This window comes from Pseudarthrobacter woesei, assembly GCF_055412745.1.
This window is the reverse complement of record NZ_JBVAYU010000003.1, coordinates 108,615-123,486: the sequence shown is the minus strand read 5'-3', so window position 1 is coordinate 123,486 and position 14,872 is coordinate 108,615. Positions and strand designations below refer to the sequence as shown.

Here is a 14,872-nt window from a genome sequence, read left to right as displayed (position 1 = left end):
CCTTGGTGCAGCGTTGGCGCGGTTGACGCACCTGCTGCCGGCGGGGGTTCCGGCGCCGCCTCGCGGCTGCGTTGCCGTGCCGCATCCCTGCGGGGTTCATCGGAAGCGTCCGACCAGCTGGGTGGCGGAGGCGCTGAGCTGGCCGGCGTTGAGGTGCAGGGCATCGCTGAACGGCACGAACGGCAGTGGCACGGTGAGGTGGACGGTAATGGTGACCGCCGATCCGGCGGCCAGGCAGTCCGCCGGTGCACAGCTCGTGTCCAGCCTGGCGTTTTCCGCCGGGTGCCCGTAGTCGGCGAGCGCGAGGAGGACGGCCTGCTCGGCCGCTGCCCTACCGCTCGCGGCGTCCGGCTGGGCAACATAGACCTTGGCCGCCTGGTCCGCGGCGCCGACCACCGCGAAGGAGCCGCCCTGGAGCTGTCCCACCGTGATGATGAAGTAGACCAGCGGGACCATGAGCAGCAGTGTCAGGAAGGTGAACTCGACCACCGCGCTCCCCCGTTCGGAGCCGTCGCCATCGTCCGCCTGGATGACACTGTTGAGGGATTCACGGCTGGATCGCTGCATGCCCTGTCACCTCCAGGATTCCCCGGGGGCCGATCAGCCCGATGACCGGCAGCGGGGCACGGACCGTCACCTCCAGGGTGCGGATGCCCTGGTAGCTGGTTTCGCTCGTGGTCACGTCCCGGGCGAAGTCCGGGTTGAGGGCCACGCCGATCAGCTGGGCCGTCCTGTCCTTGGCATCCGCGGAGCCGCGGTCCGCCAGCGTGCCGTATCTGGCACCCGAGGCTGCGGCGTCGATCAGGGTGTTCCGGACGTGGAGAACCAGGGTGAGTTGGATGATGGCGAGGAAGAACAGGGTCAGCAGGCCACCCACCAGGACGAAGTCCACCACCGCCGAGCCCTGTTCATCGGCTCTGCCCGGGGTGTGGGGGAATCCGGCCTTGTTACTGTGCCCGATGCCCCTGCCCTTGCCCTTGCCCTTGCCCTTGAAGTTGTAGCGCCGGCAGCTCCAGCCTCCGCCGGACACACTCACCTGCTACTGCCCCACCTTGTCCATGGCCTGGTTGAAGAGTGCTTCGAGCGCCGGGCCCGCGAGCGCAAGGAGTGCAGCGACCAGCACCGCAGACATCAGGGTGATCATCACCCAGCCCGGGACGTCGCCGCGCTCCCGGTGGTCCCCGGGACCGGCCGGCTGTCTGCTCCTCCGCACTCGGACAGCTGCAGACCGCCGGAGCAGCAGGCTGGACGTCCAGAACAACAACGCCGTGCGGATCCCGATGAGTTTCACTGTGTCCCCTTTTTGTTGGTGGTTCGAGGTCTGTTCCTGATTCTGTGGGTGCTGCGGTTCTTCTTTCCTGCGTCTTCTTCTGGCCTGCGTCTGCATCTGTCCTGCATGCTTCGTTCCTGGCCCTACAGGCCCAGACTGATGGCGGCCAGACCCGGGAAGACGGCAAACACGACCGTCAGTGGCAGCACTCCGAAAACGAGCGGCACCATCATTCCGATTTCCTTCTTTCCGGCCGACTCCATCAGTTCGCGCTTGGCCGTGTCCCTGACGTCCTGGGCCTGGGCCCTTAACACATCGGCCAGGGGCGTCCCGCGTTCGACTGCCACGATCAGCCCCTCCACAAAGCGGAGCAAGGGACCAAGATCGGTGCGGGCCGAGAACTCCTGCAGGGCCTCCACAAGGGGTTTGCCTGCCCGGGTCTCGGTGAGGACCCGGGTGAATTCCTTTGACAGCTCACCCCGGGCGCTGCGGCACACCCTGTCCAAGGCGCCGGTGGCGCTCTCCCCGGCGCTGACAGCAAGGGCCATGAGTTCTGCGACGCTGGGAAACTCGGCCATCATCCGGGACTCACGCTTTCGGATGAGGGCGCCCAGCAGATAGTCCCGCAGAAGGAAGCCGCCGGCGGCGCCACCGAGGACCCCCACAACGGCAATGACGGGGCTGAAACGACCGGCAGCGCCGAAGAGGATGACTGCACCGACGGCCGCCATGAAGCCCCCAACACCCCAGAGAAGCTGCTCCGCCCGGAAGTCCACCGAGGACTTGCTGCTCCCGGCCCGGGCCAAGCGGCGGTTCAACGCCGGGGAGCCGAGGTTGATCCTGCCCAGCGATGAGACCGCGTCGCGGATGACGGGACGGAGGATCCGTTCGAGCGGCCCGAAGAGGGTGACGTTTCGCGGAGCAGTGCGCAGCAGCCGCGATTCCAGGTTGTGGGACTTGAGCTGGGGCCCGATGCGCTGGACGAAGGTGGTGGGCCGCATGAACGGCAGCCTCACCAGCAGCAGCCAGAGTCCGCCGCCCAGAACCAGGCCGCAGACGGTGGCGCTCGCCATCAGCCCGGTCACCGGAGCACCCGCTCGTCTTCCGGAAGCGCTCCAATGCGCAGCATGATGGCATAGGAGATGAGCGAGACCGCGAGCCCACCGAGCAGGACGCCTGCCCCGACCGGAGTGTTGTAGGCGGCCACGGCTTCGGGCCGGCTTGCCAACAGGACCAGGACAATCCACGGCGCAGCTACGGCGAGCCGGGCGGCATTGACCGTCCACGATTGTCTGGCCTCCAGCTCACTCCGGGTCCGGGCGCTCTCCCGCAGGAATTCCGCCAGGGTGCCCAGCAGCCGGCCAAGGTCCGATCCGCCCACCTCACGGGTCAGGCGGAGCGCCTCGACGATCCGGTCGGCCACGGGATCAGCCAGCCGCTCCTTGAGCCTGTTCAGGCATGGATCGAACTGGCCGCCCGAGCGGTAGTCGGAGCCGAAGTCGCGGAATACGTGGCGGAGTTCCGCCGGGCCCTTGTCCCCCAACTGGATGAGGGCTTCCGGCAGCGACAGGCCCGCTCGGATGGCGGAGCGAAGGTGATCGACGACGTCGGGCCAGAGCAGGCGCAGGACGGCGATGCGCTTCCGGGCGCGCCACTTCACGATCGCCATCGGCAGCCAGCCGCCAAATAGCCCAAAACACATCGCGATTGGCCATGACCGGGTCACAGCGAAGAACACGATTGTGGTGAATGCCCCCACCCCGAGGCAGCTGGCCAGGAGGCCGGGGCCGCTGACCTTTTCTATGCCGGCCGATCGCAGCAGGTCTTCCAGCCTGCTCGTTCTGGTCTTGGCTTTGGCCGGCTGTGGTTGTTCCCAGGCCGACCACCAGATCAGCAGGAGTCCGGCGCCGCCCAGCACGCCGAGAAGCGCCGCCATCAGCGCGGCTCCAGCAGTGCGGCAACGTCGTATCCCGCGCGCGCAAACTTCTCAGCCGCAGGCATGGAGTTGGCCTTTGGTTGCAGCTGGCCGTCAGCCAGGGCGAAGACCATGGAGGATTCGATGATGCCGTTCTCCACCCTGCGCCCAAGAGACAGGATCTCGGTCACCTGTCTGCGGCCGTTGGTGTGCCGGCTGCAGTGCACCACGAGGTCGATGCAGGAGGCGACTGTGGGCACCACGAACGCACTGGAGATGTTCTCGCCGGCCAGCAAGGGCAGCGTGCAGATCTTGGTCACCGCATCGTGGGCCGAGTTTGCGTGGACGCTGCACATCCCTGGCAGACCTGAATTTAGGGCGATGAGCATGTCCAGGCTTTCGGCTTCCCGCACTTCGCCCACCACCAGCCGGTCGGGCCTCATCCGAAGCGCCTCCTTGACCAGCCTGCGCAAGGGAATCTCGCCCTCACCCTCGAGATTCGGTTGCCGGCATTGCAGTCCGACGACGTCGCGGAGCGGGAATTGAAGCTCGAAGATCTCCTCCACCGTGATGACCCGCTCCCGTGTGCCAATGCTGGCGGCCAGGCAGTTGAGCATGGTGGTCTTCCCTGCCTGCGTCGCGCCCGACACGAGGATGTTCAGACCGCTGGCCACGGCCGCCCCGAGGAACCGCGCCGCGTGCGGGGTCAGCGTGCCGAGCTCCACGAGGTGCTCCAGGCGGCTGGCCTTGACCACGAATTTGCGGATGTTGATGGCCCAGTGCTTTCTGGTGACGTCCGGGATTACGACATGGAGGCGGGAACCATCAGGCAGCGCCGCGTCCACGAAGGGGGATGACATATCGAGACGGCGCCCGGAGCTCTTGAGCATCCGTTCCACGAGGTCCCTGACCTGCTGGTCCGTGAGCGAGACCGAGGTGAGCTCCGATTCTCCGTTGCGCGCCACATAGATCTCGTTCGGTGCGTTGAGCCAGATCTCCTCGATGGCCGGGTCGTCCAGCAGCGGTTGCAGGGCCCCGAATCCGGCCACGGCGTCAAAGACAAACCTTCGGGCGGTCTCCAGCGGTCCGATGGGTGGGAGGGGCGCCAACAAGGCGCGTTCGTCGTAGTCCGATACTGCCGCCTCGACGAGGCGCCGCACTTCGCCGGACTGCCGGAGAGGGTCCAGGCCGCGCCTCCGGATCAGCTCGCGGACCTCGTCCTCGACAATGCGCACAGCCTCCACAATGGCCCCCAATATGACTGCCGCCCTGTCCCCTGGACGGTGCAATTGGGTTAAAGCTATGGGTGACTACCCGGCCGGACAAGGGCCCGTTCGGTCGTATGTGGAAAAACTCAAGCTTTCGATACAACAACTTTCACATCAGTAACACCTGAAACTCTGGTTTCACTATTTCTCCGGTGTTAGGGTAAGCGCGACAAGTCAGACATTCTCACCTCCCGGTCAGCTTCCCCTGGCAATCCCGCGGACGCGAGATCACCATGACACGGCCACGAGCGTGTCGCTGTTCCGGAGCGGAAAATGAAGCGGACCCTACCTCCCCCCAACCGTCACCGCGGCAGCCGAGTCGGTGCCCTTCTCCTCGCCGCCTCCCTCATTGCCGGGCCCGGGCTGGCGACTCCGGCTACCGCCGTCGAGCCGTCCCCGACGGCACCAGCGGCCCCGGCGACCGCGCCTCCGGTACCGGCCGCCACGGCCCCGCCGACGGCGGCGAACGCTCCGGCCCAGAACACCGCGCCGCCGTCCACCAACAGTCCGCAGATGACCGCTGATCGCTCGTCAGCGGCCTACCGCACCGCCATGGCCGTAGCCACCAAGGCCGGCGGGGCCGAGATGGGTCAAGGAACGCGCACCTCCGGCGCAGCGGCCGGCGGCGGCAAGAGGACGGCCACGGAGGCGCTGACGACGCAAAGCACCTGGATGCCGGGCTTCGGTGTGCAGGGCCTCGACGTCAGCTACTACCAGGCCGGCGTCAATTGGCAGCAGCAGTGGAACATGGGCGCCCGCTTCGCGTACATCAAGGCGACTGAGGGGAACTACTACTCGAACCCGATTTTCGGTGCCCAGTATCAAGAGTCCCGCGGCGTCGGCATGATCCGCGGCGCCTACCACTACGCCAATCCCGCGGCCTCCTCCGGGGCCGACCAGGCGCGCATCTTCGTCCAAGGCGGCGGGGGCTGGAGCGCCGACGGGTACACGCTTCCGCCTGTGCTCGACTTTGAGGGGAATCCGTACGCCGGCCAGACCATTGGTGGCTACTACCAGGGCAATACCTGCTACGACATGTCCCCCAGCCAGCTGACCTCCTGGGCCCGCGAGTTCGGCAACACCATGCAGGCGTTGACCGGCCGGCTGCCTGTCCTGTACACCACCACGTCGTGGTGGAACTACTGCGTCGGCGGCCCTTCCGGTTTCGGCGACTGGCCGCTGTGGATCGCGCGCTTTCCCGGTTCACCCAGTGACAGCCCGGGTGCCCTGCCGTCCAGCTGGGGCAACTTCAGTTTCTGGCAGTACAGCGAGAAGGGCCCCTTTGCCAACGGCGGCGACTCCAACGTCTGGAATGGCGATTACGCCGGCCTCCAGCGCTTCGCCACCGGCGCTCCACCGCCCGTGCCCACCGATCAGACCCGCAAACTCGTATCGCCCGGAGACTTCGACGGGGACGGCACACCGGACCTGATCCAGCGCGCCCCGGATGGCACGTTGTGGTTCTACCCGGGCGACGGAACGGGCAGATTCGGCGCGGGCCGTAAAATCGGCGACTTCGGTTGGGACCACTTTGACCAAGTTGTGGGCGTCGGCGACTTCAACGGCGACGGCAAGAGTGACCTGCTGGCCCGAAAACTAGAAGGGTCCCTTTGGTTATATGCGGGAACCGGGACGGTCTCAGCCGTCGAAAAAGGCTACCAAGGTGGAGTAAAGGTGGGAGATTTCGGCTGGGAAGCGTTTGACAGCATCATCGGCGTCGGAGACTTTGACGGCGACCGCAAAGCCGACTTAGTGACGCGGGTTCCCAACGGCGATCTTTACCTATACTCCGGCACTGCGACCGGACGGCCTGGAGTATCCCGCAAAATTGACTTTGGCTGGCAGATCTTCAACCAGTTGATCCCTATTAAAGACTTCGACGGCGATGGCACGAACGACCTTGCCGGCCGCCGGCCAGACGGGACCCTGTGGTATTACTCCAATACAGGAAACGCAGCTTTGGTCGGCGGCCGCCAGATCGGTACGGGCTGGGGCATCTACGACAGCATCTCAGGCACCGAAGATGCCAACGGCGACGGCATGGCGGATTTCGTCGCCAGCGATGCTGGAGGAGCCGTTTATTTCTACGCCGGAACTGCCATGAAGGACCTCGGCTACCGGGCCCAAAGGAAGATCGGCGATTTTGGTTGGGAGGTCTTCGACACCCTCGCGGGGACCAAGGACTTCAACGGGGACGCCAAAGCTGACCTGCTGGCGCGGAGGCCGGACGGCACGCTCTGGTTCTACCCGGGCGATGGCGCCGGAGCCTACGGCGCTGGCAAGCGAATCGGGGACTTCGGTTGGGAGATGTTCAATGCCCTGATCGGCGTAGGAGACTTTAATGGTGACAACAAGCCGGACCTGATCGCACGCGGCAAGGATGGAACCCTGTGGCTGTACGCGGGCACAGGCCGGGTCGACTCCACAAGCAGGGGCTACGCGGCCGGTGTCAAGATTGGCAACTTCGGCTGGAACGTCTTCACAGCCCTTACGGGAGTCGGCGACTTCAATGGCGACGGCAAAAATGACATCCTCGCCCGACAAGGTGACGGATCCCTGTGGCTTTATGCCGGCACCGGACGCGTCGACGCAAATAACAACGGCTATCAGGGAGCAATCAGGGTCGGCCAGTTCGGTTGGGAAATATTTGACCAAATCCTTGGACCGGGCGATGTAAACTCCGACGGCAAGAACGATATTCTGGCGCGGAAGCCGGACGGGACCCTGTGGTTGTACACCGGCGACGGCAAAGGTTATCCGGAAGCCTCGAGACGGATCGGCACGGGGTGGACTATGTACGACGCGGCCGTTGGAGCCGGAAACCTGAACTCGGACGCCTTTCCGGATCTCGTCGCCAGGCGCCCCGACGGCTCTCTGTGGAGCTACGCAGGAACCGGAATGCGCCCGAGTGAGGGCTACCTGGGCCGCGTATTGGTCGCCAACTTCTGACCGTCTGAAGTCACTCCTGCCTGCTGGCAAACCCCCAGTGGGCAGGAGTCACACGGCGTTCTTCGACCACCTGTTTCGTCCACCCGAGCGTAATGCAGGTCGCTGCACTGATGATAAGTTCTAAGATATGCGCTCACTCTCCCGCGGCCGGCGGCAGACCGCTTTCCACGCCCGGCCGTTTCTGCTGCCTGTCTCCATCTTTCTCATCCTGGGTACGCTGACAACCCTGTGGGCGCTTGCATCACCGCTGATGTCCGTGCCGGACGAGCCTGCGCACGCCATCAAAGCCGCGGCCGTGGCAAGAGGTCAGATTCAGGCCCAAACGAGCGGCTCTCAAGGCGACCCGGCGGTCGTGTCGGTTCCTGCGTACTTCGCCGAACTGGGAGCGCAGACCTGCACAGCGTTCAGACCGGATCTCACGGCGGCCTGTGCCCCTCAGATCGATCCGGGCAACAGGGCACCAGCCCAAGCGGCCACCACTGCGGGCAACTACAACCCGCTCTACTACCTACTCGTCGGCCTACCATCCCGGCTTCTAGCCGGGGCGCCCGCGCTCTACGCCATGCGAATCGTGAGCGGCCTGATGTCGGCAGTGTTCATGACTATGGCCTTCGTGGCTGCCACGCGGCTGCGGCGCAGTGAATGGCCGGTCGCCGCTTCAGCAGTTGCCCTGACTCCGATGGTTCTCTTTCTCAGCGGTTCCATCAATCCGAATTCGCTGGAGATCGTGACAACGGCCGCGTTCTTCCTTAGCCTTTGCGCGACCTTCGACAGCTATAAGTCCCTTTCCACGGTACGTGGCCCCATGATCGCCGTCGGAATCTCCGGCGCCGTGCTGGCAAACACCCGTGCGCTGGCCTTAATCTGGCTCGCCGCAGCCTTCATAGCCGCCCTCATCATCTTCGGCTGGCGTCCATTCGTCGCCGTTGTACGGGATAAGTTTGGTCTCGCCATGACAGTACTGACCGGCCTCGGCTGCGCAGCCGGACTCGCCTGGCTTGTGCTCGGCGACAGCTTCAAGAGCCTCGGTGGGACGCCCAGCACAATTGCGCCAGACCAGGCTTTTGCGAGTATGCTCGACCGCACTTTCGACTACGTCAATGGCTACATTGGCATCGTAGGCTGGCTCGACACGCCGGCCCCCCAGGGCGTGCAGATATTCTGGCACCTCACCCTTGCAGCCGTCCTCCTAGGCGGTCTAAGCTGCCGCCCCGTCCACGGACGCTGGGCCATCCTGATGGTTCTCGCGGCAATCGTTTTCCTCCCCCCGATTCTGCAGTCCCAAGTCGTCGAGGAACTGGGCTACATCTGGCAGGGGCGGTACCTGCTGGCGCTGGTCGTCCTCCTCATCAGCATCTGCGGTGTGACCTTACGCTCACAATCGTTCGGCCGCTCGGCAACAGCCAAGTCCCTGGGACGTTGGATCATCGGAGCGGCCGTCGTGGCCCATATTTATATGTTTATTTACGCCTTGAGACGATTCACTGTCGGCCTAGTGCAACTGCACACGAATTGGACTGAAATGGTGGAACCGTTGTGGCAGCCGCCGCTCACGTGGCAGTGGCTATCAGCAATGTATCTTGTGGCCCTGTGCGCCGGCGCGGCGCTCACCTACAGACACCTTTTTCCGACGAACAACCGGATCGAACCAGACACTAGCGCCGCCTCAGGAAATTCGGCGGAAGTGGCGCCGGTGCTGGAGCAGATCGACACCCCCCTAGAGATAGCGGGCGCGGCTCTCACTGAAACCGTTCGGGTGTAGTCCCCGGAGCGGCTGACCAAAGCGGGCCGACGAAAGAGGGCGCACCGATCGGTGCGCCCTCTTTCGTCGGCGTATGCAATCTCCAGCGTCCGGCGCGTTGCCTGGCTAGCGCCCGAACTCCAGCAGCCTCAGGAGGTAAGCGCCGTAACCGCTCTTGACCAGGCCTTCTGCACGGACGCGCAGTTCGTCGTCGCTCAGGAACCCAAGGCGCCAGGCGATTTCTTCCGGCGCACCTATTTTGAGTCCCTGACGGTTCTCAGTGGTGCGAACAAAATTGGAGGCATCGTTCAGGTCATTGAACGTGCCGGTATCCAGCCACGCAGTCCCGCGGGGCAGGATCTCCACCTGAAGCTTGCCACGTTCCAAGTAGACGCGGTTGACGTCAGTGATTTCCAGCTCACCCCTGGGGGAAGGCTTGAGGTTCTTGGCGACATCCACGACCTCGTTGTCGTAGAAGTACAGTCCGGGAACAGCGTAGTGGCTCTTGGGATTTTCCGGCTTCTCTTCCAGCGAGATCGCCTTGCCGGATCCGTCAAACTCGACAACTCCATACGCTTTGGGGTCCGCAACCCAGTACCCGAAGACGGCGCCGCCGTCGATATTCTCGAAGCGCCGCAGCTGGGTACCCATCCCGGGGCCGTAGAAGATATTGTCGCCCAGGACCAGTGCCACCGGCTCATCCCCGATGTGCTCGGCACCCAGGATGAACGCCTGCGCAAGCCCGTCCGGCGATGGCTGCTGCACATAGCTGAGACTGACGCCAAACTGGGATCCGTCGCCCAGTAGCCTTTGAAATTGTTCGGCGTCCTGCGGAGTGGTAATTATTAGGATGTCTCGGATGCCAGCAAGAATCAGAGTAGACAGCGGGTAGTAGATCATCGGCTTGTCGTATACCGGGACGAGCTGCTTACTCACTCCCATGGTAATGGGGTGGAGTCGGGAGCCGGTACCGCCGGCAAGAATTATTCCGCGCATACCCCTATCATCCCGTTCGCTAAAGGCAGCGGCAAATCCGGTAACGTAGAGGACTATGCAGCGACTTCTCGTAACCGGCGGCGCCGGCTTCATCGGTTCCAACTTCGTCCACTACGTACTTGAGAACACAGACGAACACGTGACAGTGTTGGACAAACTCACCTATGCCGGGAACATGGAGTCACTCACGGGCCTGCCGGCGGATCGCTTCCGGTTCGTCCAGGGCGATATCTGCGACGCGGCACTCGTCGACGGGCTGGTGGCCGACGCCGATGTGGTGGTCCATTATGCTGCGGAATCCCATAACGACAACTCGCTGCAGGATCCCCGCCCGTTCCTGGACACGAACATCATCGGCACCTACACGCTGATCGAGGCGGCCCGCAAGCACAACAAGCGTTTCCATCACATTTCCACGGACGAGGTTTACGGCGACCTGGAACTGGACGATCCGGAGCGGTTCACCGAGGACACCCCGTACAACCCGTCCAGCCCGTACTCGTCCACGAAGGCGGGCTCGGATCTGCTGGTCCGTGCCTGGGTGCGGTCCTTCGGGCTGCAGGCGACCATCAGTAACTGCTCGAATAACTATGGTCCGTTCCAGCACGTGGAGAAGTTCATTCCACGCCAGATCACCAACGTCATCGACGGGATCCGGCCCAAGCTGTACGGCGCGGGCGAGAACGTCCGCGACTGGATCCACGCCAATGACCACTCCTCCGCTGTGCTGGCCATCATCGCCAGGGGCCGGATCGGGGAGACGTACCTGATCGGCGCCGACGGCGAGAAAAACAACAAAGACGTTGTGGAGCTGATCCTCAAGCACCTGGGCGAAGCGCCGGACGCCTACGACCATGTGGTGGACCGGCCCGGCCATGACCTGCGCTACGCGATTGACTCGTCCAAGCTGCGCACCGAGCTCGGCTGGGAGCCGCGCTTCTCCGACTTCGACGCCGGCATCGAGGACACCATTCGCTGGTACCGGGAGAACGAGGACTGGTGGCGGCCGCAGAAAGCCGCAACCGAGGCCAAGTACCAGGAACAGGGCCAGTAGACGATGACGATCGAGTTCTCGAAAAGGCTCACCGCCCACGACACCCCGATTCCCGGTGTTGTCCTGTACGACCTGCCGGTCCATGGCGATAACCGGGGCTGGTTCAAGGAGAACTGGCAGCGCGAAAAGATGGTGGCCCTCGGCCTGCCGGACTTCCGGCCGGTGCAGAACAATATCTCCTTCAACGAAAAGGCCGGGACTACCCGGGGGATCCACGCCGAGCCGTGGGACAAGTTCATCTCCGTGGCCAGCGGACGGATCTTCGGCGCGTGGGTGGACCTGCGCGAAGGCCCCACGTTCGGGACCGTGTTCACCGCCGAACTCGATGCCAGCCAGGCGATCTTCATTCCCCGGGGCGTGGGGAACGGCTTCCAGACCCTGGCGGACAACACCGCCTACACCTACCTCGTCAACGACCACTGGTCCGCCGACGCGCAGGACCAGTACACCTTCCTGAACCTCGCCGACGAGACCGCCGCGATCGCGTGGCCCGTTCCGCTGGATCAGGCCGAACTCTCGGAGAAGGACAGGGCCCACCCGCGGCTCGCGGACGTCACACCGATGCCGCCGAAGAAGATCCTGGTCCTCGGCGCGGACGGCCAGCTCGGGATAGCGCTACGGGAACTGTACGACGGCGACCCTTCGGTCGAGTTCGCCGGGCGGGCTGCATTTGACCTGGACAGCGAGGAATCGTTCACCGCACTGAACTGGAAAAACTACTCCACGATCATCAACGCGGCCGCCTACACCGCCGTCGACGCCGCGGAAACACCCGAGGGGCGGGTGGCCGCCTGGCGGATCAACGTCACTGCCGTCGCCCGCCTGGCCCGGACCGCCGTCGAACACGACCTGACGCTGGTGCAGATCTCCTCGGACTACGTTTTCGACGGCACCCGGGACGTCCATACCGAGGACGAGCCGCTCTCCCCGCTGGGCGTGTACGGCCAGACCAAGGCAGCCGGCGACGCCGTCGTCAGCGTGGTGCCGCGCCACTACATCGTGCGGACCAGCTGGGTGATCGGCGAGGGCAGCAACTTCGTCCGCACCATGGCCTCGCTGGCTGCCCGCGGTGTGGAGCCCAAGGTGGTCAACGACCAGATCGGCCGTCTGTCCTTCACCGAGGACATCGCCGCAGGGATCCGCCATCTGCTGGAAACCGGCGCCCGGTACGGCACCTACAACCTCAGCAGCGACGGCGACCCCCAGTCCTGGGCCGACATCGCGGCCGACGTCTACGAACTCAGCGCCGGATCCCGGGACGGTGTTACAGGCGTTAGCACCAGCGAATACTTCAAGGGGAAGGACGCCGCCCCGCGTCCCACGAACAGCACGCTGGCCCTTGATAAACTGAGTGCGGCCGGTTTTCTGTCTGCTCCCACACCGGAGAGACTCCGGGATTACCTCAACCATCGGACTAGGTCATGACTCAGCCATCTGATATCAGCTCGGCAAGAAAGCACGAGACCCTCGTTATCATGCCCGCCTGGAACGAGGCCGAGGTCATCGGCACCACTGTGCGGGAGGTTTTCGAGTATGGGCCGGAATGCGATGTGCTCGTCATCGACGACGGATCGCGCGACAATACCGCCGCGCTGGCAGGAGAAGCCGGCGCCCGCGTGCTGCGACTCCCCTTCAATATGGGCGTCGGCGGCGCCATGCGGACCGGGTTCAAGTACGCCAAATTGCACGGTTATACCCAGGTAATCCAAGTCGACGCTGACGGCCAGCACGACCCCCGCGACATCAAATCCGTGCTAGACGGTCTGCGCGAAGCCGACATCGCCATCGGCGCCCGCTTTGCGGACAAGGGCACGTATGCGGTCCGCGGCCCAAGGAAGTGGGCGATGAATGTCTTGGCCTGGAGCCTGTCCCGCATCGCTGGCACGCGTCTGACGGACGTCACATCCGGCTTCCGCGCCGCGAATGAAAAGGCCATCCGGCAGTATGTGGACCACTACCCCGCCGAATATCTCGGCGACACCATCGACTCCCTCGTGGTGGCGGTCAGATCCGGGTGCAAGGTCCGGCAGGTACCCGTCTCCATGCGCGAACGTCAGGGCGGACAGCCCAGCCACGACCCCATCAAGGCAGCGATGTATCTAGGCCGCTCGGGTCTTGCCCTGCTCTTCGCGTTGACTCGTAAGCGGTCAACCCCTTCTACCAACTAGGATTTCAAATGGCACTCATAATGGGCCTCATCGTCGTCGTGGCGATCCTCATCTACGTGTTTGAGATGCTGCGCAGGCAGAAGCTGCGGGAAAAATATGCGGTCCTGTGGATTATCGTGGGCATCGGCACGCTCATACTGTCGATCTTTCCCCAGCTTCTTGACAAAGCCAGCAGCCTTATTGGAATCCAGATCCCGGCGAACCTCTTGTTCATCATGACCCTGATTCTCCTGGTGGGCGTCTGCCTCCACTTGTCCCACGAGCAGTCCCAGGCAGAGGATGAGGTGCGCATCCTTGCCGAAGAAGTCGCCATCCTGCGCTCCGATCTCCAGGACCTCCGGTCTCTCCGGCCTCCGGAATCCCGGCGTCCCGCGCAGGACCCTGTTGCGAACGGCAGCCCCCTCTCGGACAAGTAGGGCCAAACAAAAAACGGTGGGTGGCACGCTACGGCGTGCCACCCACCGTCGTTTCAGGCGGCCTCGCAGCTGTCGCTAGCTCACGATGTGCTTCATGAGACGCGGCAGTGACTCCATGCGGCCCTTGGATACAGATCTCAAAACCATCGACGCTGCGTTGAGCCTCGATGTGGTATGGAACCGGGCGGCGCGGGCCGCCCGGTTCCAGCCAAGGCCGGCGAAACGCTCAGCCTGCAGCGCAAAGAAGCGACGCTCCTCGTCAAAGCGGCGGCCGTCGAGTGCCCGGACGGACGAATCGGAGGCGGAGTGCCGGCGGTACAGGAAAGCCAGAACCGGGTCGACAACCATGGACCCATGCTCCGCAGCGATGTCCAGCAACAGAGCGAGGTCCTGAACGACGTCCAGGCCTTCGGTGAAGCCGATGCGGGTGATAGTTGCGGAGCGCCATGTCAGCGAGGGGAAGTAGGCCCAGTCCGCGCGCACGAGGCTGGTGGCCATCTTCTCGCCCTTAAGCTCGATTCGTTCGCTCGTTTTGGGTGCGTAGACCTTCTTGACTGCATCCGCTAGAGGAGTGCAAGCAATGCCTTTCTCGTCAATGACTTGCACTCCCGGCTGCACGACGTCGGCATTGGGGTACGCCGCGAAGGCGCTGACAACAACCTCCAGATAGTTGGGCAGCATGACGTCGTCGGCACCCATGATCACGACGTACGGCGCCTCGACAAGGCCGAGTGCTTTGCGGTAGTTGCCGTTGGCTCCAAGGTTCTCCTCGTTCCGCTGGTACACGACCCGGGGATCCGCAATGGAAGCGAACCAACGCGCAGGTTCCGGGTCGGGATAGCCATCGTCGATGACCATGAGCCGCCAGTCCTGATACTGCTGGCTCATGACGCTTTGGGCCGCAAGTTTCATCTGGTCTACGTCGCCATAGTAGGGCAACATCACATCAACGGTCATGGACCTTTGGTTCCTTCCGGTGGGTTCAGCCACTGGTATCGAATGGGCTGCTTCACAGATATGCGCGTGGATTCATATGTACGTCCGACGGCGGTCATCCGATTATATGGGCAGACGTTGCCAATCCGGGCCGCAGCG

General features: G+C 63.9%; 14 protein-coding genes. 6 read left to right on the top strand and 8 right to left on the bottom strand.

What is annotated here, in order from left to right; translation table 11 throughout:
- Nucleotides 1-96 precede the first annotated feature (96 nt).
- From ACZYZE_RS06005 to ACZYZE_RS05980, 6 genes are all read right to left on the bottom strand, one after another.
- Complete coding sequence (locus ACZYZE_RS06005; RefSeq protein WP_459316819.1) at nucleotides 97-567, bottom strand: hypothetical protein; 471 nt, start codon at nucleotides 565-567, stop codon at nucleotides 97-99.
- Entirely contained in the window at nucleotides 548-961 is a 414-nt protein-coding gene (locus tag ACZYZE_RS06000; protein WP_459317071.1) for a TadE/TadG family type IV pilus assembly protein, read from the bottom strand. The genes ACZYZE_RS06005 and ACZYZE_RS06000 overlap by 20 nt, the downstream gene beginning before the upstream one ends.
- A 78-nt stretch (nucleotides 962-1,039) precedes the next feature.
- On the bottom strand, nucleotides 1,040-1,291 hold the full coding sequence (locus ACZYZE_RS05995) for a hypothetical protein (protein ID WP_459317094.1): 252 nt from the start codon (nucleotides 1,289-1,291) through the stop codon (nucleotides 1,040-1,042).
- Between the two features lie 122 nt (nucleotides 1,292-1,413).
- Entirely contained in the window at nucleotides 1,414-2,355 is a 942-nt protein-coding gene (locus ACZYZE_RS05990) for a type II secretion system F family protein (protein ID WP_463906794.1), read from the bottom strand.
- Nucleotides 2,352-3,206 carry a type II secretion system F family protein gene (locus ACZYZE_RS05985; protein ID WP_459316821.1) on the bottom strand — a complete coding sequence of 285 codons (855 nt, stop codon included), beginning with the start codon at nucleotides 3,204-3,206 and terminating at the stop codon, nucleotides 2,352-2,354. The genes ACZYZE_RS05990 and ACZYZE_RS05985 overlap by 4 nt, the downstream gene beginning before the upstream one ends.
- Entirely contained in the window at nucleotides 3,206-4,429 is a 1,224-nt protein-coding gene (locus ACZYZE_RS05980; RefSeq protein WP_459316822.1) for a TadA family conjugal transfer-associated ATPase, read from the bottom strand. The genes ACZYZE_RS05985 and ACZYZE_RS05980 overlap by 1 nt, the downstream gene beginning before the upstream one ends.
- A 537-nt stretch (nucleotides 4,430-4,966) precedes the next feature.
- Here ACZYZE_RS05980 and ACZYZE_RS05975 point away from each other — a divergent pair.
- On the top strand, nucleotides 4,967-7,402 hold the full coding sequence (locus ACZYZE_RS05975; RefSeq protein WP_463906792.1) for a GH25 family lysozyme: 2,436 nt from the start codon (nucleotides 4,967-4,969) through the stop codon (nucleotides 7,400-7,402).
- 127 nt (nucleotides 7,403-7,529) lie between these two features.
- Nucleotides 7,530-9,164, top strand: a complete 1,635-nt coding sequence (locus ACZYZE_RS05970) for a DUF2142 domain-containing protein (RefSeq protein WP_463906789.1) — start codon at nucleotides 7,530-7,532, stop codon at nucleotides 9,162-9,164.
- 105 nt (nucleotides 9,165-9,269) lie between these two features.
- Here the strand turns inward: ACZYZE_RS05970 and rfbA are convergent, their stop codons facing one another.
- A complete protein-coding gene (gene rfbA / locus ACZYZE_RS05965; RefSeq protein ID WP_459316825.1) occupies nucleotides 9,270-10,139 on the bottom strand; it encodes a glucose-1-phosphate thymidylyltransferase RfbA in 870 nt (289 codons plus the stop codon).
- 55 nt (nucleotides 10,140-10,194) lie between these two features.
- Between rfbA and rfbB the strand changes: the two genes are divergently transcribed.
- Genes rfbB through ACZYZE_RS05945 form a run of 4 tightly spaced genes read left to right on the top strand, consistent with a single transcriptional unit; the run spans nucleotide 10,195 to nucleotide 13,777 of the window.
- The gene (rfbB, locus tag ACZYZE_RS05960; protein ID WP_459316826.1) at nucleotides 10,195-11,193 is read left to right on the top strand and encodes a dTDP-glucose 4,6-dehydratase; all 999 of its coding nucleotides are present in this window, start codon (nucleotides 10,195-10,197) and stop codon (nucleotides 11,191-11,193) included.
- Between the two features lie 3 nt (nucleotides 11,194-11,196).
- Nucleotides 11,197-12,618, top strand: coding sequence for a sugar nucleotide-binding protein (locus tag ACZYZE_RS05955; RefSeq protein WP_459316827.1), 1,422 nt, complete (start codon nucleotides 11,197-11,199; stop codon nucleotides 12,616-12,618).
- Nucleotides 12,615-13,361 (top strand): glycosyltransferase family 2 protein, encoded by a 747-nt coding sequence (locus tag ACZYZE_RS05950; RefSeq protein WP_459316828.1) that lies wholly within the window; start codon nucleotides 12,615-12,617, stop codon nucleotides 13,359-13,361. Before ACZYZE_RS05955 ends, ACZYZE_RS05950 begins: the two co-directional genes overlap by 4 nt.
- Nucleotides 13,362-13,369: 8 nt before the next feature.
- Nucleotides 13,370-13,777: a DUF2304 domain-containing protein gene (locus tag ACZYZE_RS05945; RefSeq protein ID WP_463906787.1), complete on the top strand. Its 408-nt coding sequence runs from the start codon at nucleotides 13,370-13,372 to the stop codon at nucleotides 13,775-13,777.
- Between the two features lie 75 nt (nucleotides 13,778-13,852).
- Here ACZYZE_RS05945 and ACZYZE_RS05940 read toward each other — a convergent pair whose 3' ends face one another.
- Nucleotides 13,853-14,734, bottom strand: a complete 882-nt coding sequence (locus ACZYZE_RS05940; protein ID WP_459316830.1) for a glycosyltransferase family 2 protein — start codon at nucleotides 14,732-14,734, stop codon at nucleotides 13,853-13,855.
- Nucleotides 14,735-14,872 lie beyond the last annotated feature (138 nt).